The sequence below is a fragment of the Glycomyces sp. NPDC047010 genome, from assembly GCF_040644205.1.
In the GTDB taxonomy this organism is placed as follows: Bacteria; Actinomycetota; Actinomycetes; order Mycobacteriales; family Micromonosporaceae; genus Glycomyces.
Genome location: NZ_JBEYVY010000004.1, coordinates 43,159 through 63,632 on the forward strand (window position 1 = coordinate 43,159; position 20,474 = coordinate 63,632).

The 20,474-nt window shown below is 71.2% G+C and carries 18 protein-coding genes; 13 read left to right on the top strand and 5 right to left on the bottom strand.

Going from position 1 to position 20,474, the window contains the following annotated elements; genetic code table 11:
* Positions 1-63: 63 nt before the first annotated feature.
* The 6 genes from AB0A65_RS09340 to AB0A65_RS09365 all read left to right on the top strand — a co-directional run bounded on the left by AB0A65_RS09340 (position 64) and on the right by AB0A65_RS09365 (position 7,905).
* A complete protein-coding gene (locus AB0A65_RS09340) occupies positions 64-795 on the top strand; it encodes an SDR family oxidoreductase (protein WP_359948880.1) in 732 nt (243 codons plus the stop codon).
* Between the two features lie 105 nt (positions 796-900).
* Complete coding sequence (locus AB0A65_RS09345) at positions 901-1,971, top strand: LacI family DNA-binding transcriptional regulator (protein WP_359948883.1); 1,071 nt, start codon at positions 901-903, stop codon at positions 1,969-1,971.
* Between the two features lie 81 nt (positions 1,972-2,052).
* Positions 2,053-3,360, top strand: a complete 1,308-nt coding sequence (locus AB0A65_RS09350; protein WP_359948885.1) for an ABC transporter substrate-binding protein — start codon at positions 2,053-2,055, stop codon at positions 3,358-3,360.
* Positions 3,361-3,365: 5 nt separating this feature from the next.
* A complete protein-coding gene (locus AB0A65_RS09355) occupies positions 3,366-4,265 on the top strand; it encodes a sugar ABC transporter permease (RefSeq protein ID WP_359948888.1) in 900 nt (299 codons plus the stop codon).
* Positions 4,262-5,095, top strand: coding sequence for a carbohydrate ABC transporter permease (locus AB0A65_RS09360; protein ID WP_359948891.1), 834 nt, complete (start codon positions 4,262-4,264; stop codon positions 5,093-5,095). The genes AB0A65_RS09355 and AB0A65_RS09360 overlap by 4 nt, the downstream gene beginning before the upstream one ends.
* 20 nt (positions 5,096-5,115) lie before the next feature.
* On the top strand, positions 5,116-7,905 hold the full coding sequence (locus AB0A65_RS09365; RefSeq protein WP_359948894.1) for a family 78 glycoside hydrolase catalytic domain: 2,790 nt from the start codon (positions 5,116-5,118) through the stop codon (positions 7,903-7,905).
* A gap of 38 nt (positions 7,906-7,943) precedes the next feature.
* Here the strand turns inward: AB0A65_RS09365 and AB0A65_RS09370 are convergent, their stop codons facing one another.
* The 4 genes from AB0A65_RS09370 to AB0A65_RS09385 form a co-directional block, all read right to left on the bottom strand.
* A complete protein-coding gene (locus AB0A65_RS09370) occupies positions 7,944-8,837 on the bottom strand; it encodes a carbohydrate ABC transporter permease (protein WP_359948897.1) in 894 nt (297 codons plus the stop codon).
* The gene (locus AB0A65_RS09375; RefSeq protein WP_359950054.1) at positions 8,834-9,796 is read right to left on the bottom strand and encodes an ABC transporter permease subunit; all 963 of its coding nucleotides are present in this window, start codon (positions 9,794-9,796) and stop codon (positions 8,834-8,836) included. The genes AB0A65_RS09370 and AB0A65_RS09375 overlap by 4 nt, the downstream gene beginning before the upstream one ends.
* 11 nt (positions 9,797-9,807) lie before the next feature.
* On the bottom strand, positions 9,808-11,472 hold the full coding sequence (locus AB0A65_RS09380; RefSeq protein WP_359948900.1) for an extracellular solute-binding protein: 1,665 nt from the start codon (positions 11,470-11,472) through the stop codon (positions 9,808-9,810).
* Positions 11,473-11,709: 237 nt separating this feature from the next.
* Positions 11,710-12,402 carry an NADPH-dependent F420 reductase gene (locus tag AB0A65_RS09385; protein ID WP_359948903.1) on the bottom strand — a complete coding sequence of 231 codons (693 nt, stop codon included), beginning with the start codon at positions 12,400-12,402 and terminating at the stop codon, positions 11,710-11,712.
* 145 nt (positions 12,403-12,547) lie between these two features.
* On the opposite strand from AB0A65_RS09385, the gene AB0A65_RS09390 reads away from it, so the two are divergent.
* The 5 genes from AB0A65_RS09390 to AB0A65_RS09410 all read left to right on the top strand — a co-directional run bounded on the left by AB0A65_RS09390 (position 12,548) and on the right by AB0A65_RS09410 (position 17,336).
* Positions 12,548-13,570, top strand: a complete 1,023-nt coding sequence (locus AB0A65_RS09390; protein ID WP_359948906.1) for a LacI family DNA-binding transcriptional regulator — start codon at positions 12,548-12,550, stop codon at positions 13,568-13,570.
* A gap of 72 nt (positions 13,571-13,642) precedes the next feature.
* Entirely contained in the window at positions 13,643-14,413 is a 771-nt protein-coding gene (locus AB0A65_RS09395) for a ThuA domain-containing protein (protein WP_359948909.1), read from the top strand.
* Positions 14,410-15,552: a Gfo/Idh/MocA family oxidoreductase gene (locus AB0A65_RS09400; RefSeq protein WP_359948912.1), complete on the top strand. Its 1,143-nt coding sequence runs from the start codon at positions 14,410-14,412 to the stop codon at positions 15,550-15,552. Before AB0A65_RS09395 ends, AB0A65_RS09400 begins: the two co-directional genes overlap by 4 nt.
* Before the next feature lie 16 nt (positions 15,553-15,568).
* Positions 15,569-16,711 carry a Gfo/Idh/MocA family oxidoreductase gene (locus AB0A65_RS09405; protein WP_359950057.1) on the top strand — a complete coding sequence of 381 codons (1,143 nt, stop codon included), beginning with the start codon at positions 15,569-15,571 and terminating at the stop codon, positions 16,709-16,711.
* A gap of 70 nt (positions 16,712-16,781) precedes the next feature.
* Entirely contained in the window at positions 16,782-17,336 is a 555-nt protein-coding gene (locus tag AB0A65_RS09410) for a 3'-5' exonuclease (RefSeq protein WP_359948915.1), read from the top strand.
* Positions 17,337-17,340: 4 nt separating this feature from the next.
* On the opposite strand, the gene AB0A65_RS09415 is transcribed toward AB0A65_RS09410, so the two are convergent.
* On the bottom strand, positions 17,341-17,958 hold the full coding sequence (locus tag AB0A65_RS09415) for a hypothetical protein (RefSeq protein WP_359948918.1): 618 nt from the start codon (positions 17,956-17,958) through the stop codon (positions 17,341-17,343).
* A gap of 139 nt (positions 17,959-18,097) precedes the next feature.
* On the opposite strand from AB0A65_RS09415, the gene AB0A65_RS09420 reads away from it, so the two are divergent.
* Entirely contained in the window at positions 18,098-18,811 is a 714-nt protein-coding gene (locus AB0A65_RS09420) for a MerR family transcriptional regulator (protein ID WP_359948920.1), read from the top strand.
* A 105-nt stretch (positions 18,812-18,916) separates the two neighbouring features.
* Positions 18,917-20,440 carry an alpha/beta hydrolase gene (locus AB0A65_RS09425; RefSeq protein WP_359948923.1) on the top strand — a complete coding sequence of 508 codons (1,524 nt, stop codon included), beginning with the start codon at positions 18,917-18,919 and terminating at the stop codon, positions 20,438-20,440.
* Positions 20,441-20,474: the final 34 nt, after the last annotated feature.

Below are 20,474 nucleotides of genomic sequence, written 5' to 3' on the forward strand. Positions count from 1 at the left end.
CGCCGGGATCGGCGGGCCTCTTACGCTGTCCTCTCGATTCGACCTTCACGAGAGGCCAGGGCATTGGGACAGCTGACGGACACCACCGCGCTCATCACCGGAGCGTCGCGCGGCATCGGCGCGGCCACCGCGCGGCTCCTCGCCGCCGAGGGTGCGCACGTCCTGGTCAACTACCGCGACAAGGCGAAGCGCGCGAACACCGTCGTGGACGCGATCCAGTCCGCGGGCGGCTCCGCGGCCGCCGTGCAGGCCGACATCACCGCCGCCGCGGACCTCGACCGGCTCTTCGCCGGGATCGACCGCCTCGACGTGCTCGTCCTCAACGCCTCCGGCGGCCTGGAGAAGGACGTGGACCCGGACTACGCGCTGCGCCTCAACCGCGACGCCCAGGTGGACCTCGCCGCCCGCGCACTCCCGCTGCTGCCCAAGGGCGGCCGGATCGTCTACGTCACCAGCCACCAGGCCCACTTCGCGGCCACCGAGGAGCTCGCGGTCTACGCGCCCGTCGCCCGCTCCAAGCGGGCCGGGGAAGACGCCCTGCGCGCCATGCTCCCCGAGTTCGACGCCGCGGGCGTCGGCTTCGTGACCGTCTCGGGCGACATGATCGAAGGGACGATCACCGCGACGCTCCTCGAACGCGCCCAGCCCGGCACGATCGCGCAGCGCCGCGAGGCCGCGGGCGGGCTCCTCACCGTCGAGCAGTTCGCGCAGCACGTGGCCGACGCCGCGACCGCCGACCTGGAGACCGGCGCGGTCGTCCTCGCCGGAGGCCCCGGCGCCTGGGCTCAGGACTAGGCGAAACAACCCGCGCTCCCACGGAAGAAAATGCGATCTTCCCTCTTGTAGATCGGTCTACAGTCTGTGTAGATTGATCTACACCAATCCCCAGGGAGGCTCCCAGTGGCATCGCGTCCGTCGGCCGGCTCGGTCACCATCGAGGACGTCGCGCGCGAGGCGGGCGTCTCCCGGGCGGCGGTCTCCAAGGTCATCCGGAACGCGTACGGCGTCAGCCCCGCGATGAAAGCCCGTGTGGCCGAAGCGATCGAGAAGCTCGGCTACCGCCCGAGCGTCTCGGCCCGGGGGATGCGCGGGGCGACGTTCACCGTCGGGATCGAGATCCCCGAACTGTCGAACCCGTTCTTCCCCAAGCTCCTCGCGGGCGCGACGGCCGCGCTCTCGGGCTCGCCCTACCAGCTCATCATCGCCCCGGCCGACCCCGAGCACGGGGAGGGCTACCGCGCCATCCAGGCGCTGGTGGACCGCCAGGTCGACGGGGTCATCGCGGTTTCGCCGCTGGTGGACCCCGAATGGCTGGAGGCGCTCGCCGCGAACGTCCCGGTCGTGATGATCGGGCGCCACGACCGCTCGGCCAAGTACGACGCGGTCGTCAGCGACGACGAGGTCGGCGCGCGCATGGTCATGCGGCACCTGCTCGACCTGGGGCACCGCGACATCGCGCACCTCACCCCCGCGGCCGGTTTCACCGGAATCGGATCGGGTGCGCCGCAGGCGATCCGGGTCGACGCCTACCGGGACGCGATGCAGGAGGCCGGTCTCGGCGACCGCATCCGCGTCGTGCGCTCCCCGAACGGGGCGCCCGAGTCCCGGCGCGTGGCGCTAGGGCTGCTCGCCGAACCCGACCGCCCGACCGCGGTGTTCGCCTCGCACGACGAACCTGCGCTCGGGGTCCTGCACGCCGTGGCGGACGCCGGGCTCACCGCGGCCGACGTGTCGGTCGCGGGCTACGACGACATCGAGATCGCCGCCCACCCGGGCATCTCGCTCACCACCGTCGACCAGCACGGCGAGCGCATGGGCCGCCTCGCCGCCGAGCTGCTGCTCGAACGCATCGCCGGGCGCGCCGAGCCCCGGCACGAGGTGGTGCGGCCCGAACTCGTGGTCCGCGCCAGCACCCGCCCGCCCCGCCCGAGGGGCGGCGCCGCGCGCCTGCGCGCGGCCGGCGGGACCTGACCATCACCCAATTCTGAACCGCACCATGCAATCCCTCTGGAATGAATCGTTCCAATGGCGTCACCAATGGAGGTCACGACCATGTCCCCGACACCCCTTCGCCGCACCGCGGCCGGAGCCGCAGCCGCACTCGCCGCAGGACTCGCCCTCACCGGGTGCTCGACCGGCGGCGGCGACGACGGCACGCTGCACATCCTCATCGACAACTCCGAGGCCACCGGCCAGCTCATGCAGGCCCTCGCCGACGCCTACACGGACGCGCACCCCGACGTCGAGATCGAGCTGGAGCTGCGCCCCGGCGGCGGCGAGGGCGACAACATCGTCAAGACCCGCTTGCAGACCGACGACATGACCGACCTGTTCTTCTACAACTCCGGGTCGCTCCTCCAGGCCCTCGCGCCGGACCAGACCCTCGTCGACCTCGCCGGCGAGTCCTACATGGACGTCGTGACGGACACCTTCAAGGACGGCGTGAGCGCGGGCGACGCGCTCTACGGCGTCCCCGTCGGCCACGCCGTGGGCGGCGGCGTCCTCTACGACCTCGCCGCCTACGAGGAGCTCGGCCTCGAAGTGCCGACCACCTGGGACGCGTTCATGGCGAACAACCAGGCGATCCTCGACGCCGGGACCGCCGCGCCGGTGATCCAGACCTACGGCACCGAGTCCGCCTGGACCTCGCAGCTGTTCATCCTCGCCGACAACTACAACGTCCTTGCGGCCGAACCGGACTGGGCCGAGGAGTACACCTCCAACCAGGCCCACTTCGCCGACACGCCCGCCGCCGCGGCCGGGTTCGAGCACCTCCAGGAGGTCGCCGAGGCCGGGTACCTCAACGAGGACTACGCGTCCCTCACCTACGCCGAGGGCCTCGCCGCGCTGGCCGCGGGCGAGGGCGTCCACTACCCGATGCTCACCACCGCCCTCACCGAGATCGAGGCGACCGACCCCGGGGCCCTGGACGGCATCGGCTTCTTCGCCCTCCCCGGGACCGACCCCGCGAACGCGGGCCTCACGACCTGGCTGCCCGGCGCGCTCTACCTCCCGCAGTCCACTGAAGACCAGAGTGCGGCGAAGGACTTCCTGGCGTTCGTCGCCAGCACCGAGGGCTGCGACGCCCAGACCGCCGGGGCCAGCGTCATCGGCCCGTACTTCATCGAGGGCTGCACGGTCCCCGAGGACGTGCCCCCGGCCGTGGCCCAGCTCCAGTCCTACTTCGACTCCGGCCTGACCGCCCCGGCCCTGGAGTTCCTCTCCCCGGTCAAGGGCCCTGCGCTGGAGCAGATCACCGTCGAGGTGGGCTCGGGCATCCGCAGCGCCGCCGACGCCGCGTCCCTCTACGACGAGGACGTGAAGAAGCAGGCGCAGCAGCTCGGCCTCGAAGGCTGGTAGGCCCCATGTCGACCACGGCGATCGCGGCGCCGCCCCGGCGGCGCCGCGGCCACCGGAGCCACTACCCGCTCTGGTTCTACCTCCCCGCGGGCGCCGTCTACGGCGTCCTGTTCATCGCCCCCACGATCGCGTCGTTCTACTTCGCGTTCACCCGCTGGAACATGTCGGGCACCGAGTTCATCGGCTTCGAGAACTTCGCGCTGTTCTTCAGCGAGCCGTACCTGTTCCAGGGCCTGGTCAACACGTTCATCTACGGGGTGCTCACCTCCGGGCTCAAAGTGGTCCTCGGGCTGTTCCTCGCGGTGTTCCTGACCTCGCAGATCATCGCCCGCGGGTACCTGCGCTCCGTCGTGTTCTTCCCGACCCTGGTGAGCACCGTCGGCGTCGGCATCACGTTCACGGTGCTCATGGACCCGGGCGACGGGCTCATCAACCAGGCCCTCGCGGTGCTCGGGATCGACGGGCCCGGCTGGCTCACCGACCCGAGCCTCGCGCTCATCTCCGTCGCACTCGTGGACGTCTGGAAGGGCGTGGGCCTCGCGACGCTCATCTACATCGCCGGTGTCGTGGCGATCCCGCAGGAGTACTTCGAGGCCGCCCGCGTCGACGGCGCGACCTCCGCGCAGCGCCTGCGGCACATCACGCTCCCGCTCATGCGGCCCGCCACGGCCACCGTCATCGTCCTGTCGCTCATCGGCGGCCTCAGGTCCTTCGACCTCATCTGGGCCATGACCCAGGGCGGCCCCGGCTTCACCTCCGACGTGGTCGCCTCGGTGATCTTCAAGCAGTACCAGGCCGGGTTCTGGGGCCTGTCCAGCGCCGGGAACGTCGTCCTGTTCCTGCTCGTGGCCGCGTTCATGGTCCCGCTCTACTGGAAGCTCAACCGCAAGGAGGTGGAGCAGTGAGGCGCCGCCGCACCGCCGGAGTCCTCCCCGGCATCGTCGCCATCGTCCTCTCCGCGGTGGTCTTCCTCGTCCCGTTCGCGTTCATCGTCCTCACCGCCGCCAAGACCCGCGGCGAAGCGGCCCTGCGGGAGTTCTCGCTCCCCAGCGAGTGGGCGATCTGGGAGAACTTCCTCGCGGTCATCCGCGAACGCGACTACATGCTCCTGGGCGCCTTCGTGAACTCCACGATCCTCACCGTCGCGAGCGTCGCGATCATGGTGGTCCTCGCGGCCATGGTCGGGTACGTCATGCAGCGGCGCCCCAACCGCCTCACGCCCTGGCTGAACGCGCTCGTGCTCGCCGGGCTCATCATCCCGCCCGCGGTCGTCCCCACCATCTGGGTCCTGCAGGGGCTCGGCCTGTTCCGGACCCTCCACGGCCTCGTCCTCATCGAGGTGGCCTACGGGCTGTCCTTCTGCGTGCTGCTGTTCCGGGCCTTCGTCGCCACCATCCCGCGCGAGCTCGACGAGGCCGCCGTCATCGACGGCGCCGGGCCCGTGCGCCTGTTCTTCCAAGTGGTGTTCCCGCTGCTCAGGTCCGTGATCGTCACCGCCGTGATCGTCCAGTCCGTGGCCGTCTTCAACGACTTCCAGAACCCCCTGTACTTCCTGCCCGGCGACGACCACGCCACCGTGCAGCTCACCCTCTACAACTTCAGGAGCCAGTACACGACCCAGTGGAACCTGCTGTTCATGGACATCCTGCTCATCACGATCCCGCCGCTCGTCATGTACGCCTTCTTCAACCGCCAGATCGTCGCCGGGCTCACCTCCGGCGCCGTCAAGGGCTGAATACCCGATAGGGAGACCCGATGCACGTTTACGGACTGCGCGCCGAGTACCGCACCGACACCCCGTTCACCGCCGCGAGCCGGCCCCGCCTGTCGTGGAAGACCGCCGACGCCGCGCCCGGCTGGACCCAGGCGGGCGCCGAGATCGAATGGCGCCGAGGGGAGGCCGCCGCCGTCGCCCGCGTCGAAGGCCGCGACTCGGTCCTCGTGGAGTGGCCGTTCGAGTCGCTCCTGCCCCGCGAGGAGGGCAGCGTGCGCATCCGCGTCCACGGCGCCGACGGGTCCAGTTCGGACTGGAGCGAGCCCCGCGACGTGCGCGCCGGATTCCTCGGCGACGGCGAATGGCACGCCCGGTTCATCACCGTCCCCGAACCCGCCGACATCGGCCAGCCGCTCCTGCTGCGCCGCGAGTTCACCGTGAAGCCCGGCCTCAAGGCCGCCACTCTCTACGCCACCGCTCGCGGCGTCTACCAGGTCGAGATCGACGGCGCCCCCGTCGACGCCGACCGCCTCAAACCCGGCTGGACCGCCTACCGCTCCCGCCTCGTCCACGAGACCACCGACGTCACCGGCCTCCTCCGCGAGGGCCCCAACGCCATCGGCGCGAACCTCGCCGGAGGCTGGTACACCGAGCGCTTCGGCTTCCACGGCCAGGCCCGCCCCTTCTACGGCAAGTACCCGTCCTTCGCCGCGCAGCTCCACCTCGAATACGACGACGGCACCGGCGAAGTCGTCGCCACCGGCGACGGCTGGCGCGCCACCGCCGACGGCCCCGTCACCGCCAGCGGCATCTACGCCGGCGAAGCCCACGACGCCCGCCGCGCCCTCCCCGGCTGGTCCTCGCCCGGCTACGACGACTCCCGCTGGCTCGACGCCCGCCCCGACACCGCCAAGGCCCAAGTCCCCGTCCCCGCCACCGCGCCCCCTGTGCGCGCCACCGGCGAACTCGCCGTCCAAGAGGTCATCACCACCCCCAGCGGCCGCACCGTCCTCGACTTCGGACAGAACCTCGTCGGCCACCTGCGCATCAGCGTCCAAGGCCGCGAAGGCGACACCGTCGTTCTCCGCCACGCCGAAGTCCTCGAACACGGCGAACTCGGCACCCGGCCGCTGCGCCACGCCAAGGCCACCGACACGTACACCCTCGCCGGGAACGGCACCGAGACCTGGCAGCCCGAGTTCACCTTCCACGGGTTCCGCTACGCCGAGATCCAGGGCTGGCCCGGCGAGTTCGACCCCGCCGACGTCACCGCCGTCGTCGTCCACTCCGACCTGACGCGCACCGGCCACTTCTCGTCCTCGCACGAACTCCTCGACCGCCTCCACGAGAACGTCGTCTGGGGCATGCGGGGCAACTTCGTGTCCATCCCCACCGACTGCCCCCAGCGCGACGAGCGCCTCGGCTGGACCGGCGACATCCAGGTCTTCGCCCCCGCCGCCAGCTTCCTCTACGACTGCGACGGCTTCCTCGCCTCCTGGCTCGACGACCTCGCCCACGAGCAGTTCGACGACGGCGCCGTCCCCTTCATCGTCCCCAACGTCCTCGAATGGGCCCAGACCCCCGCCGCCGCCTGGGGCGACGCCGCCACCGTCGTCCCCACCGTCCTCTTCGAGCGCTTCGACGACCGCGCCGTCCTCGAACGCCAGTACCCGAGCATGCGCGCCTGGACCGACCACCTCGCCGCCCTCGCCGGGGACCGCCTCCTGTGGGAGGGCCGCTTCCAGTTCGGCGACTGGCTCGACCCCGATGCCCCGCCGGAGGACCCCGCCCGCGCCAAGACCGACCCCGACATCGTCGCCAGCGCCTACTTCCAGCGCTCCGCGGCCCTCACCGCCAGGGCCGCAAGGGAACTCGGGCACGACGAGGACGCCGCGAAGTACGGCGCGCTCGCTGAGTCGGCGCGCGAGGCGTGGGTCCGCGAGTACGTCACGGCCGCCAGCCGCATCGTCTCGGACGCGCCGACGGCGTACGCGCTGGCGATCGAGTTCGACCTCGTCACCGACCCCGCGGTGCGCACCCGCATGGGCGCGCGGCTCGCGTGGCTCGTGCGCCGCGCGGGCTACCGGATCGGGACCGGGTTCGTCGGTACGCCGATCATCCAGGACGCCCTGACGCGCACCGGGCAGGCCGAGACGGCGCGGCGGCTGCTGCTCCAGACCGACAACCCGTCGTGGCTGTACCCGGTGACCATGGGCGCCACCACGATCTGGGAGCGCTGGGACTCCATGATGGAGGACGGCACGATCAACCCGGGGGAGATGACCTCCTTCAACCACTACGCGTTCGGGGCCATCGCCGACTGGCTGCACCGCACCGTCGCCGGGCTCGCGCCGCTCGAACCCGGGTACCGGCGCCTCGCCGTCGCCCCGGTCCCGCTCGCGGGGCTCGACCGGGCCGCGGCCGAGCTGGAGACCCCGTACGGGCGGGCCCGCGTCGGCTGGGAGGTCCACGACGGCCGCATCGTCGTCCACGCGCAGGTCCCGCCGAACACGACCGCGCTGGTCACGCTGCCGGGCCGGGAGCCCGAGGAGGTCGGCTCGGGCGACCACGAGTGGACCGTGGACGACCCGCGGACCGAGCCGCGCTCGCCGGGCCTGACGATCGACGCGCGCCTGTCGGACCTCATCGAGGACGCGGAGGCGTACGGGGCGGTACTGCACGCCGTGGAGACCGCCGACCCCGAGCGGGCCCGCAACCTGCGCCGCGCCGAGTGGACCGAGCACCGGACGCTCCACGGCGAGCTGTCGGCGGGCCCGGCCGCGCTCATCGCGGGCGTCGAGGCCGCGCTCGCAGACCTGAACCGGGAGTAGGGATCGCAGGGGGCCGGCGTCGTACCGGCCCCCTGTCCTCACCCCTTGACGGCGCCGATGATGACGCCCTTCTTGAAGTGCTTCTGCACGAACGGGTAGATGATCAGCGCGGGGATGATCGCGATCATCACGATGGCCATCTTCACCGCGAGCGTCGGCGGCGCGTCGCTCAGGCCCGCGGCCTGCGGCAGCGGCGCCGACTCGACCACGTAGGTGCGCAGGACCAGTGCGAGCGGCCACTTCGAGGTGTCGTCGAGGTACAGGAACGCGTTGAACCAGTTGTTCCAGTAGCCCACCGCGTAGAACAGCGTGACCACGGCGATGACGGCCTTGGACAGCGGGACCACGATCTGCCACAGCACCCGGAACTCCCCGGCGCCGTCGATGCGCGCGGAGTCGAACAGCTCCTGCGGGAGGCTCATGAAGAACGCCCGTAGGACTACGACGTTGAACGCGGACACCGCCATCGGCAGGATGATCGCCAGGTAGTTGTCGCGCAGGCCGAGCCCGCTGACCCACAGGTACACGGGGATGAGCCCGGGGAAGACCACGAACATCATCAGGACCGAGAACAGCACGGTCTTGTGCCCGAACGACCCCGGCCGCGACAGCGAGTACGCGCCGAGGATCGACACGACGACGCTGACCGCGGTCCCGACCGCGGTGATCCCGAGGGACACGACGAGGGACCGGAGCACCACCGGGTTGCGGAACATCTGCTCGTACGCCTCGAACGTGATGCCGTCGCCGGGCCAGACCACGAGGCCGCCGACGCGGTGCACGGTCTCGGCGCTCGACAGGCTCGTCAGCGCGATCGTGTACAGCGGGAACAGGATGAGCAGGGCGATCACGACGATGCTCGCGCCCTTCGCGGCCTGCCCGGCCACGGTGGGCGGCTCCTCCCAGGCGGCCCGTTTCAGCTTGGCGCTCATGACTTCGAGTACACCCCCCGTTCGCCCAGCAGGTGGGCGGCCTTGTTGGCGGCGAGGATGAGCACGAGCCCGACCACGCCCTTGAACAGCCCGGCCGCGGCCCCGTAGTCGAAGTCGCCGGTGCGGATGCCGCTGTAGTACACGAACGTGTCGAACACTTCGGACGCTTGGGTGCCGACGGCGCTGCGCTGCAGGAAGAACTGCTCGAACCCGACGTTCAGCGCGTCGCCGAGCCGCAGGATCAGCAGCAGCACGATGACCGGCCGGATGCCCGGCAGCGTGATGTGCCACAGCCGCCGCCAGCGCCCGGCCCCGTCGACCGCGGCGGCCTCGTACAGGTTCGGGTCGATCGCCGCGAGCGCGGCGAGGAAGATGATCGCCCCGAACCCGGCCTCCTTCCAGATCGCCTGCGAGGTCACCAGCAGGATGAACGTGTCCGGGTTGGTCATCCAGTCGACGCCCTCGAAGCCCGCGCCGCGCAGCGTCTGGCTGAGCAGCCCGGCGCCGCCGAGCATCTGCTGGAAGATCGCGATGACGAGCACCCAGGAGAAGAAGTACGGCAGGTACACCACACTTTGGAGCATCGACCGCAGCCGCTCGGACGCCAGCGAGTGCATGAGCAGCGCGAGCGCGATCGGGACCGGGAAGTAGAACACCAGCTGGAACGCGGTGATCGACAGCGTGTTCACGAGCGCGCGGGTGAAGTCGGGGTCGGAGAACAGCATCTGGAAGTGCGTGAACCCGACCAGGCGCGAGCCGAAGATCCCGCCGGTGTACGGCTTGTAGTCCTGGAACGCGACCACGTTGCCGAGGGTCGGGATCCACCAGAACCCCCACACCAGGAGCATCATCGGGGCGGCCATGAGCAGCAGCGGCCAGTCCCGGCGCAGGCGGGACCGCCAGTGGCCCTTGGGGGTCCGCTGTGGAGCGTCCCCCGCCGCGGGGGCGGGGGACTCGATCGTCGCGGTGCTCACAGGCGGCCGTTGTCCTTGGCGACCTCGGTGTAGTACTCGCGGGCGGCGTCGCCGACGTTCGCGCGCCAGTCGTCCACGATGCCCGCCCAGTCGGCGACCTCCCGCTGCCCGCGGTAGATCTCGTGGTGGGCCTCGGTCATGGGCTCGTTCTCGGCGGAGAGGTCGGAGGGCATCTCGACGCGCAGGCCCTGGAACGGGTGGTCGTCGAGGAACGGCGCGGCGTTGGTCTCCCACGCGTGCTGGGCCTCCACGAGCCCGGGGTACTGGAACTTGAAGTTCGCGTTCGCGCGGCCCGAGAGGAACAGGTACGTGTTGGCGACCTCGCTCTGCCCCAGGTCGGTCCGCTGCGGCACGCCTTCGGCGTCGACGGTGAAGTGGACGCCTTCGACGCCGTCCCACACCAGGTCCCACTCGACGGTGCCGAACGGCGCGGAGCACCAGTTGGCGACCCGCAGGCACTCCTTGATCCGCTCCTCGGAGAGGTCCTTCTTGATGAAGGTGAACATCCCGGCGGGGTCGTCGCGCCAGATCGTGGGGGTGCCCCCGGCTTCGCGGGCCATGGGGTTCACGGCCTGGAGGTCGAACCCGGCCACGTCCCGGTAGGTGCCGAGCATCTCGTGCCAGGCGCCGAGGCCGTCCTCGTAGAACACGCCCTGGCCGGAGCCGATGATCTCCTTGACGTTGGTGAGCCGGTCGGCGACGTAGTCGGGGTGGACGAGGCCCTGGTCGAACAGGCCGCGCGTGTACTCGATGGCGGCGGCGAACTCCTCGGTCTCGAACTTGTGGACGAGCTTGCCGTCCACGACCTTCCACAGCGTGGGGACGCCCATGGCCTCCTGGACGGTCTGGTCGATCCCGGCGAAGGCCCACCGGTTCGCGGCCGGGTCGTTCACCTCGGTCGCGAACGCGAGCAGCTCTTCGAGGTTCGCCGGGTGCTCCACGCCGAGCCCGTCGAGGAGGTCCTGGCGCGCGAACATGGTGTTCGTGTACGGCGCGCGTTCCCACGGGACGCCCAGGAGCGTGCCGCCGAAGACGCCCATGGCCCATGCGGCGGTCGGGTAGGTGGCGAGCAGCGGGTAGTCGGCGGCCTTGTCCCCGGCGAGGTACGGGGAGAGGTCGGCGAACAGCTCGTTGGCGGCCTCGGTGAAGTCGGAGAGCTTGATGATCTCCCAGCCGGGGATCTGGAACATGTCGGGGACGTCGCCGCTGGCGAGCGTGGTGGTGATCTTGTCGACGTAGTTGTTGCCGTCGGCGATGTTGAACGTGACGGTGCCGCCGAGCGCCTCGTTGACGGCGGTGAAGTACGAGTTCCCGGGCAGGCCGGGCGGGGCCGGGTTCCACAGCGGGGTGATCGCGGTGATCTCCTCGCCGGTGGTCATCGGCGCCTCGGCGACGGCCTGGAGCGGCTGCTCGGGGCGGGAGAGGAACCCGGGGGAGACGGTGCCGTCCGGCTGGCCGGGGAGGTCTGGCTCGACGCCGCCCTCGTACGGGGTGTACGTGGGGAGCAGGTCGGCGAGCTCGTCGGAGCCCGCGGCGGTCCCTTCGGGGCCTTCGTCGAGGGCCGCGCATCCTGCCAGTGATGCGGCGGCGGCCGCGGCGGCGCCGGCCTGGAAGAGGCTGCGCCGGTGCAGTCGGGGTGTGCCGTTCTCGTTGTCGCCCATGGCGATGCCTTTCGTCGGGGGATACAGGATTCGCCGGGATTATGCGGGCACTGGGCCGTTGTTTAATGGTATGACCAAACGAATATAACTACATGGATGAGAGCTGCGCAACACCGGTCCCGCGGACGGCCGCCGACCTCGCCGTCCACCCGATCGCCATGAGTCCATAGAGGACTGACGCGCGACAGCGGAAAGCCCGGGACGGTTCGACCGTCCCGGGCTGCGGGTGGATGCGTCCTACATGTCGCGGTAGCGCTTGGCGGCCTTCAGGAGCGGCTCGATGATCTCGGGCGTGACCTGGCGCGAGGCCGGGGCCGCGTTGTAGTCGAACTTCTCGGTGAAGAACACCCCGTACGCGGGGGTGTCGCGCTGGAAGCGCCAGCCCTCGGCGAGCGGGCCGGCGTCGTAGGCGCCGAAGCCGAGCGAGTCGAGGAACTCGGTGACCTTCTGCTTCGCGGCGGCGTCGTCGCCCGCGATGGCGAGGACGGAGCGCTCGGGGTCCCCGGCCGGGCGGGCGAGGGACAGCACGTGGCCGAAGTAGATGTTGTTGAAGCCCTTGACGACGGACGACTCCGGCAGGTGCGCCTGGAGCAGCTCGCTCACGGTGGTGGACTCGTCGTCCAGCTCGGCGATGTGGCCGTCGCGCTCGGGGTAGTAGTTGTTCGTGTCGAAGACGACCTTGCCGCGCAGCTCCTCGACCGGGACGGTCTCGTACGCCTTCAGCGGGATGGTCACGACGACCAGGTCGCCCGCGGCCGCGGCCTCGGCGGGCGTGGCGGCGCGGGCGTTCGGGCCCAGCTCCGCGACGAGGTCCGCGAGGGTCTCCGGCCCGCGGCTGTTGCTCAGCACCACGTGGTGCCCCGCCTTGACGGCGAGGCGCGCGATGGCCCCGCCGATGTTGCCGCTGCCGATCAATCCGATTGTGCTCATACCAGTGGGTAACGAGAACACAACTGCCGCAATTCCACCTTTTCAAGGTGTTCTGCGCCATGTCCGCGGGAGGAAAACGCTTGACCCCCTCGCGTATTTATGCTTAAAATCGCCCGCGGTAACGGACGAGGTGAGAGGCGCGGGCATGGGTGAGCGGAAGGCCAGCATGGCCGACGTCGCCGACCGCGCCGGAGTCTCGGTCATGACCGTCTCGAACGTCATCAACCGGCCCGAGGTCGTCGCCGAGGCCACTCGCGAGAAGGTCCACGCGGCCATGCGGGAGCTGCGCTACCGGAACAACCTGGTGGCCCGCAGCCTGCGCCTCGCGCGGCCCCGCCAGATCGGCTACGTCCTGCCCGCGCCCGATGCCGTGGGCAACCCCTACATGGACGTGTTCCTCCACGACCTCGCCACCGCCTGCCAGGCCGCCGACCGCAACCTCACGCTCATCACCCAGCAGGACCTCGAAACGCTCATGACCGCGTGCGAGGACCTGTACTTCGGGCAGTCCGTCGCCGGGTTCGTCGTCTCCAACGTCGGCTCCGAGGACGACCGGCTCCTCGAACTCCACCGCCGCGGCATCCCCTTCGCCGCCTACGGCCGCACCGGCGCGGCCTTCGACGCGCCCTGGTCCTGGGCCGAAGGCGATGCGGCCCTGGGCGTCTCGATGGCCGTGGACCACCTCGTGGAGCGCGGGCACCGCGAGATCGCGTTCGTCGGCGCCAACCGGGCCAGCGAGACCATGGTCCAGCGCGAGATCGGCTACCGCGACGCCTGCGCCCGGCACGGCCTCGCCGCCTCCGCCGCCGACGCGCGGATCGTCCACTGCCGCAGCGACCTCGCCGCCGGAGTCCGCGCCGCCGCCGCGCTGCTCGACGCCGACGCGCCGCCGACCGCGATCGTCTGCAAGGCCGACACGCTCGCCGCGGGCGCCGTCATCACCCTCCAGGCCCGCGGCCTCGTGCCCGGCCGGGACGTGGCCGTCACCGGGTACGACGACACCCCGCTCACCGAGTTCGGCACGGTCGGGATCACCTCGGTCCGCCAGGCGTCCGCGGCCATCGCCGCGAACCTCGTGCGCCTCGTCGTCGACCAGCCCGAGACCCCCGAACGCGTCCTCCTGCCGCCCTCGCTCACCGTCAGGTCCAGCACCGACCCCGCCGCCTGAACACCGGACCGCAAGCGGCCCAACGATTTATAAGCTCACAACTCGCATAGCACGCAAAAGGAGCACCACCACATGTCACAGGCACCCATCCGCGTCGTCGTCTGGGGCGAGAACCGCCACGAGCAGGTCGAGCCCTCGGTCGCCGAGCGCTACCCCGACGGCATGCACGGCGCCATCGCCAAGGGCACCGGCGAATGGCTCGGCGACAAGGCCGTCATCACCACCCGCACCCTGGACGAGCCCGAGCACGGGCTCACCTCCGACGTCCTCGACGCCACCGACGTGCTCGTCTGGTGGGGCCACGCCGCCCACGGCGACGTCGCCGACGAGGTCGTGGAGCGCGTCCACCGCCACGTCCTCGCGGGCATGGGCCTCATCGTGCTCCACTCCGGGCACTGGTCGAAGATCTTCACGAAGCTCATGGGCACCACCTGCACGCTGCGCTGGCGCTCCGAGCACGACCGCGAACTGGTGTGGACCGTCAACCCGCAGCACCCGATCGCCCGCGGCATCCCCAACCCGATCGTCATCCCCGAGCAGGAGATGTACGGCGAGTACTTCGACGTGCCCACCCCCGACGAGCTGGTCTTCATCTCCGGGTTCACCGGCGGCGAGGTCTTCCGCTCCGGCATGACCTACCGCCGCGGCTTCGGCCGGATCTTCTACTTCAGCCCCGGCGACCAGGACTTCCCGGTCTACCACCACCCCGACGTCAACCACGTCATCGCCAACGGCATCGAATGGGCCCGCCCCGACCGCGAGCGCGAGACCCCCACCCTCCTGCGCTACGACACCGACGACTTCTTCAACGGCCAGGGCTACCGCGGGGCGTTCGAGCGATGAGCTTCAACGTTTTTGGAAAGCACAGCCTCGATATCGAAGGGCCCCTTCGACTCGTCGTCGTCGGCGCCGGCGGCATGGGCCGCGCCTGGATGCACACCATCGAGGCCGACCCCGCCACCGAACTCGTCGGCATCGCCGACCTCTACCCGGCCGCCACCGAGGCGGCGGCGGCCGACCTCGGCCGCGACCTTGCCACCGGGACCGACGCCGTGGAACTCGCGCAGCGCACCGGCGCCCACGCCATCGTGAACGCCACCATCCCCGAAGCGCACCACCCGGTCACGATCGCCGCCCTCCGCGCCGGACTCCCGGTCCTGGGGGAGAAGCCCGTGGCCGCCACCGTCGCCGAGGGCCTCGCGCTCGCCGCGGCCGCCGAGCTCCACGGGCACCTGTTCATGGTCAGCCAGTCCCGGCGCTACAACCGCGGCCTGTTCCAGGCCAAGGCGCAGCTGGAGTCCCTGGGCCGCATCGGCATCGTCGCTGTGGACTTCTTCAAGGCCCCGCACTTCGGGGGCTTCCGCGACGAGATGGACTCGCCGCTCCTGCTCGACATGGCGATCCACCAGTTCGACATGGCGCGCTTCCTCCTCGACGCCGACCCGGTCGCGGTCGTCTGCGAGGAGTACAACCCGCCGTGGTCCTGGTACGCCGGGAACGCGGCCGCCACCGCCGCGTTCGAGATGGAGGGCGGCGCCCGGTTCACGTTCAACGGCTCCTGGTGCAGCCCCGGCCTGGAGACCTCCTGGAACGGCGCCTGGCGGGTCTCCGCCGAGCACGGCAGCGCCGTCTGGGACGGCGAGGGCGAGCCGAAATCGGAAGCGCTGTCCGGCCCGGAGTCGAAGGCGGCCGCCGCCGAGGACCCCGGCGACGGCATCGCCGGGTCCCTGCGCGAGTTCACCGCGGCGCTGCTCCACGGCCGCGAGCCGATGGGCCGCGTCCACGCGAACGTCCTCAGCCTCGCGATGGTCGAGGCCGCGATCCGCAGTGCCGCCGAGGGACGCCGCGTCCCGATGGACGAGATCCTCGACGGCGCTTACGAGTCCGCGCTCGCGGACACCGCGGACGCGGATATCCTCGCTGTGTTGCAAGGGTGGCCGTCGGTCCGCGACGGCCTGAACCGAGGGAGCCGCAGTGACTGAACCACTCCGCATCGGCATGGTCGGCTACGCCTTCATGGGCGCGGCCCACTCCCACGCGTGGCGCACCGCGCCGCGCTTCTTCGACCTGCCGCTCGCACCGCAGATGACCGCCCTCGCCGGACGCGACGCCGACCGGCTCACCGCCGCCGCGGCCAAGCTCGGCTGGGACTCCACCGAGACCGACTGGCGCCGCCTCGTCGAGCGCGACGACATCGACCTGGTCGACATCTGCGTCCCCGGGAACCTGCACGCCGAGATCGCCATCGCCGCGCTCGAAGCGGGCAAGCACGTCCTGTGCGAGAAGCCCCTCGCGAACTCCGTGGAGGAGGCTGAGGCGATGACCGCCGCGGCTGAGGCCGCGAAAGCCCATGGCGCACTTGCCATGTGCGGGTTCTCGTACCGGCGCACCCCGGCGCTGTCGCTCGCGAAGCGCCTGGTCGACTCCGGCGCGCTGGGGGAGATCCGGCACGTGCGGGCCCAGTACCTCCAGGACTGGCTCACCGACGAGAACGCGCCGCTGACCTGGCGCCTCGACAAGTCCAAGTCCGGTTCGGGGTCCCTGGGGGACATCGGCGCGCACATCATCGACGCGGCGCAGTGGATCGCCGGGTCCGACGTCACGGGCGTCTCCGCGATCCTGGAGACCTTCGTGAAGGAGCGGCCCGTGGGCGGCGACTTCGTGGGACTGGGCGGCCACGGCGGCACCGACGGGCCCAAGGGCCCGGTCACCGTGGACGACGCGGCGGTGTTCACCGCGCGGTTCGCGAACAACGCGGTCGGCGTCTTCGAGGCCACGCGCTTCGCGCTCGGCCGCAAGAACGCGATGCGCCTGGAACTCAACGGCTCCAAGGCGTCCCTGGCGTTCGACTTCGAGGACATGAACTCGCTGTGGTTCTACGACGCCGCCGACGAGCCGAACGCGGGCTTCCGCAAGATCCAGGCGACCGAGCCCGAGCACCCGTACACCGGGAACTGGTGGCCCGTGGGCCACGGCCTCGGCTACGAGCACGGCTTCACCCACCAGGTCGTGGACCTGGTGAACGCGATCGGCGCGGGCGAGCAGCCCACGCCGTCGTTCGCCGACTCGCTCCAGGTCCAGAAGGTCCTGGCCGCCGTCGAGGCGAGCGCCGCCGACGAGAGCCGCTGGACCAGAGTCTGATCCGCGCCTGACCAGACCCGAGGGGCCTGTCCGCCGCAATCCGGTGGACGGGCCCTTTACGCTGCAAGGCATGGACACCCTGCTGAACGTGATCGACGTCGAGGCCACCTGCTGGGAGGGGCAGCCGCCCGCGGGAGCGGTCAGCGAGATCATCGAGATCGGCCTCACCGTCGTGGACCTCGCCGCCGGTGAACGCCTCGCCAAGCACCGCATCCTCGTGCGCCCCAAGCGCTCCCGCGTCAGCGAGTTCTGCACCGAGCTCACCGGCCTCACCCAGGCCGAAGTGGACACCGGCATCGAGTACGCCGACGCCTGCGCGCTCCTGGTGAAGGAGCACCGCGCCGACTCCCGCCCCTGGGCCAGCTGGGGCGATTACGACCGCAACCAGTTCCAGCGCCAATGCAAAGCCACCGGCACCCGCTACCCCTTCGGCAGCCGCCACACCAACGCCAAACTCGTGTTCACCGAGGCCAACGGCCTCAAGCGCCGCCCCGGCATGGCGACCGCCCTCGAAATCGCGGGCCTGCCCCTCGACGGCCGCCACCACAGCGGCGCCGACGACGCCTGGAACATCGCCGCCCTCGTCCTCGGCCTCGCCGCCACGGGCGACTGGCCCCTGGACTAGCGGCTCAGCCCTCCGTCCAGATCGTCTCGAAGTCGACGATCCGGTTGCGCCGGAACGTGAGCACGCGCTCGGTCGCCGCCGCGGCCCCCGCGGCGAAGAGGGAGGCGTTGAGCCACCACGGCAGGTCCACCGGGGACTCGAACGTCCCGAACTGCTCCGCGATCCGCGGGACCTCCGACACCAGCTCCAGCGCCTGCGGCGCGGCCAGCGCGAGGTTCACTAGCAGGACCGCGACCGCCGCCGCCCCGATCGCGCGGCTCGCGCGCGGATGCCGGCGGCCGAACCGGCCCCGCAGGTCCTCCAGCGTGCCCCGTGCCGCGGTGAGGCGCCGTTCCCTGCCGTCCGCGGCCACGAAGTGCATCCTGGAGACCCCGTACATGCCCTGGTCGGCTTCGATCACCCCGCCGGGCACCGGGAGGCGCGCGGGCAGGTCGGCCTCGGTCACGAGCGCGCCGTCGGCGTACAGCACCGCCGTCCAGTCCCGGTTGACGTCCACCTCCACGGTGTACCGCACCGGGCCGTCGCCGGCCGGGAGGTCGATCTCGTAGAGCGCGCGGTGCAGCACGTCGAGGCGCCTCATCGGGCGGAGCCGCCGGCTCGCGGCGGGGGCGTCGGGGTCCATGCCCCCAGTAGAAACCGTGCCGCAGCGGCATGGTCAACCGCTGGGAGCGGTGAGACCCGGCACATCCGGACTCGGTACGCCTGTACGCGCCGCTCCGTCATGGTTTCTACTGGTTTCATCCGCTACCGAGGAGCAGGCCATGGCATGGAGCACCCGCGAACTCGCCGAGCTGGCCGGGACCAGCCTGCGCGCGGTCCGGCACTACCACGACATCGGGCTCCTCCCCGAGCCCGAGCGCAAACGCAACGGCTACAAGCAGTACGGCGTCGCGCACCTCGTCAAGGTGCTGCGCATCAAGCGCCTCGCCGACCTCGGGTTCTCGCTCCCGCAGATCGCCGCGATGGGCGACGACGACGGCCACCCGGAGGAGGCCCTGCGCTCCCTCGACACCGAGCTGGCCGCCCGGATCGAGGAGCTCCAGCGCATCCGGCTCGAACTCGCCGCGATCCTCCGCGAGTCCGCCCCCACCGACCTCCCGCCCGAGCTTGCGCCCGCCGCGGCCCAGGACGGGATCTCCTCCACGGACCGGAACTTCATGGTCGCCATGTCCCGCATCCTCGGCCCCCGCGCGGTCGAGGCGTACGCCGACCTGTTCCGCAACACGCCCTCCTCCCCGCAGGACCGCGAGTTCGAGACGCTCCCGCCCGACGCCGACGAGGCCACCCGCGCCGCCCTCGCCGCGCGCATGGTCCCGTTCGCCCGGGAGGTCGCGGCCCGCTTCCCCGCCGTCAACGACCTCAGCGACGCGCCCGGCGGCGAGGGCTTCGCCCGCCGCTCCATCGGCACCACGCTCCGCGACCTCTACAACCCCGCGCAGCTCGACGTCATGCTCCGCATCCACGACCTCATGTGACCTCGTTCATGAAAACCCGCGAAGCGCTTGACTGTGCCGCAGCGGCATACCTTGAACTGTCCCGTATCCCCGCAAATGGGGGAACAGGACCAGGAAGGGTGCAACATGAGACGACACACCAGAAGACGGCGCCTCGCGATCGCCCTCGCGCTCGCCGCCGCGGGCGGGCTCGGCACGCTCGCGGTCCTCCCGGCCACCGCCCAGGAGCCGGTCCGGGAAGCGGACACGCTCGACTGGGGCGCCTGCCCCGAGGACGTGACCAGCGGTGAGCGCCTCGAATGCGCCGCCGTCGACGTCCCGCTCGACTACGACGAGCCCGACGGCAAGACCGTCGCCGTCATGGTCTCCCGCCTCGCCAGCCCGAACCCCGAGGAGCGCCGCGGCGCCCTCCTCCTCAACCCCGGCGGCCCCGGCGGCGCCGGCCTGAGCCAGCCCGTCGAGATGGCCGACCTCGGCCTCCCCGGCGGCGTCACCGACGCCTACGACCTCATCGGCATGGACCCCCGCGGCGTCGGCCACTCCACGCCGGTCTCCTGCGGCTTCACCGACGAGCAGGAGTACCGCGGGAACGTCCCGCCTTACGCGGTGGACGACGCCGCCGTCGCCGCGCAGGCCGACCTCGCCGAGGCCGTCGCCGAGCAGTGCGCGGCCAACGACACCGAGGGCCTCATGCCGCACATGACCACGGCGAACACCGCCCGCGACATGGACGCCATCCGCGCCGCACTCGGCGAGGAGAAGCTCAGCTTCTACGGCGCCTCCTACGGCTCGGCCCTCGGCGCCGCGTACGCCTCGCTGTTCCCCGACACGAGCGACCGCGTCGTCATCGACTCCAACATCGGCGGCACCGCGCTCGACTACGACGCGCAGCGCCGCTGGGGCAGCGGCTTCGAGGAGAACTTCCAGTACTTCGCCGAGTGGGCCGCCGACCGCGACGCCAGCTACGGCCTCGGTGACACTCCCGACGCCGTGCAGGACAAGTACTTCGAGATCGCCGAGCGGCTCGACGCCGAACCGGTCGCGGAGTACGACGGCCCGCTGTTCCGGTTCATCGTCTTCTTCTCGCTCTACGGGGAGGACTCCTTCGCCGGCGTCGCCCGCCTCTGGCAGGCCGTGGACGCGGGCGACGCGACGGCCGCCGACCGCGCCCTGGACGACCTGGAGGTGCCCGTCGCCGACGGCGAGGCCGGCACGCCCTCGCCGTACGACAACGCCTGGTCCGCGTACCTGGCCGTGAGCTGCAACGACACCGACTGGCCGGAGGATGTCGCGACCTACCAGGAGAACGCCGCCGCCGACCGCGAGGCGCACCCGATGTACGGCGGCGCCGGGGCGAACATCAATGCGTGCGCGTTCTGGGCCAACGAGCCCCTGGAACCGCAGGTCGAGATCACCGACGAGGGCCCGGCGAACGTCCTCATCGTCCAGAACGAGCTCGACGTCGCCACCCCGTACCCGGGCGCGGAGCTCAACCGCGAGGCGTTCGGCGACCGGGCCCGCCTGGTCAGCGTCGAGGGCTTCGGCCACGGCGTCTACGTGTACGGCGATAACGCCTGCGCGCTGAACACCACCACGGCGTTCCTCCTCGACGGCGAACTGCCCGAGGACGACGTCCGCTGCGAGGCGTAGCAGCTGCATGAAAAAGGGCCGGGCGCGGTCGCGC

Bases quoted from the DNA above. Each gene is read 5' to 3' on its own strand.
- AB0A65_RS09405 (WP_359950057.1), top strand. From the start codon at position 15,569: ATGGTCGGCTACGCCTTCATGGGCGCGGCCCACTCCCACGCGTGGCGC.
- AB0A65_RS09390 (WP_359948906.1), top strand. From the start codon at position 12,548: ATGGGTGAGCGGAAGGCCAGCATGGCCGACGTCGCCGACCGCGCCGGA.
- AB0A65_RS09395 (WP_359948909.1), top strand. From the start codon at position 13,643: ATGTCACAGGCACCCATCCGCGTCGTCGTCTGGGGCGAGAACCGCCAC.
- AB0A65_RS09425 (WP_359948923.1), top strand. From the start codon at position 18,917: ATGAGACGACACACCAGAAGACGGCGCCTCGCGATCGCCCTCGCGCTC.
- AB0A65_RS09350 (WP_359948885.1), top strand. From the start codon at position 2,053: ATGTCCCCGACACCCCTTCGCCGCACCGCGGCCGGAGCCGCAGCCGCA.
- AB0A65_RS09365 (WP_359948894.1), top strand. From the start codon at position 5,116: ATGCACGTTTACGGACTGCGCGCCGAGTACCGCACCGACACCCCGTTC.
- AB0A65_RS09385 (WP_359948903.1), bottom strand. From the start codon at position 12,402: ATGAGCACAATCGGATTGATCGGCAGCGGCAACATCGGCGGGGCCATC.
- AB0A65_RS09420 (WP_359948920.1), top strand. From the start codon at position 18,098: ATGGCATGGAGCACCCGCGAACTCGCCGAGCTGGCCGGGACCAGCCTG.
- AB0A65_RS09410 (WP_359948915.1), top strand. From the start codon at position 16,782: ATGGACACCCTGCTGAACGTGATCGACGTCGAGGCCACCTGCTGGGAG.
- AB0A65_RS09355 (WP_359948888.1), top strand. From the start codon at position 3,366: ATGTCGACCACGGCGATCGCGGCGCCGCCCCGGCGGCGCCGCGGCCAC.
- AB0A65_RS09380 (WP_359948900.1), bottom strand. From the start codon at position 11,472: ATGGGCGACAACGAGAACGGCACACCCCGACTGCACCGGCGCAGCCTC.
- AB0A65_RS09400 (WP_359948912.1), top strand. From the start codon at position 14,410: ATGAGCTTCAACGTTTTTGGAAAGCACAGCCTCGATATCGAAGGGCCC.
- AB0A65_RS09415 (WP_359948918.1), bottom strand. From the start codon at position 17,958: ATGGACCCCGACGCCCCCGCCGCGAGCCGGCGGCTCCGCCCGATGAGG.
- AB0A65_RS09370 (WP_359948897.1), bottom strand. From the start codon at position 8,837: ATGAGCGCCAAGCTGAAACGGGCCGCCTGGGAGGAGCCGCCCACCGTG.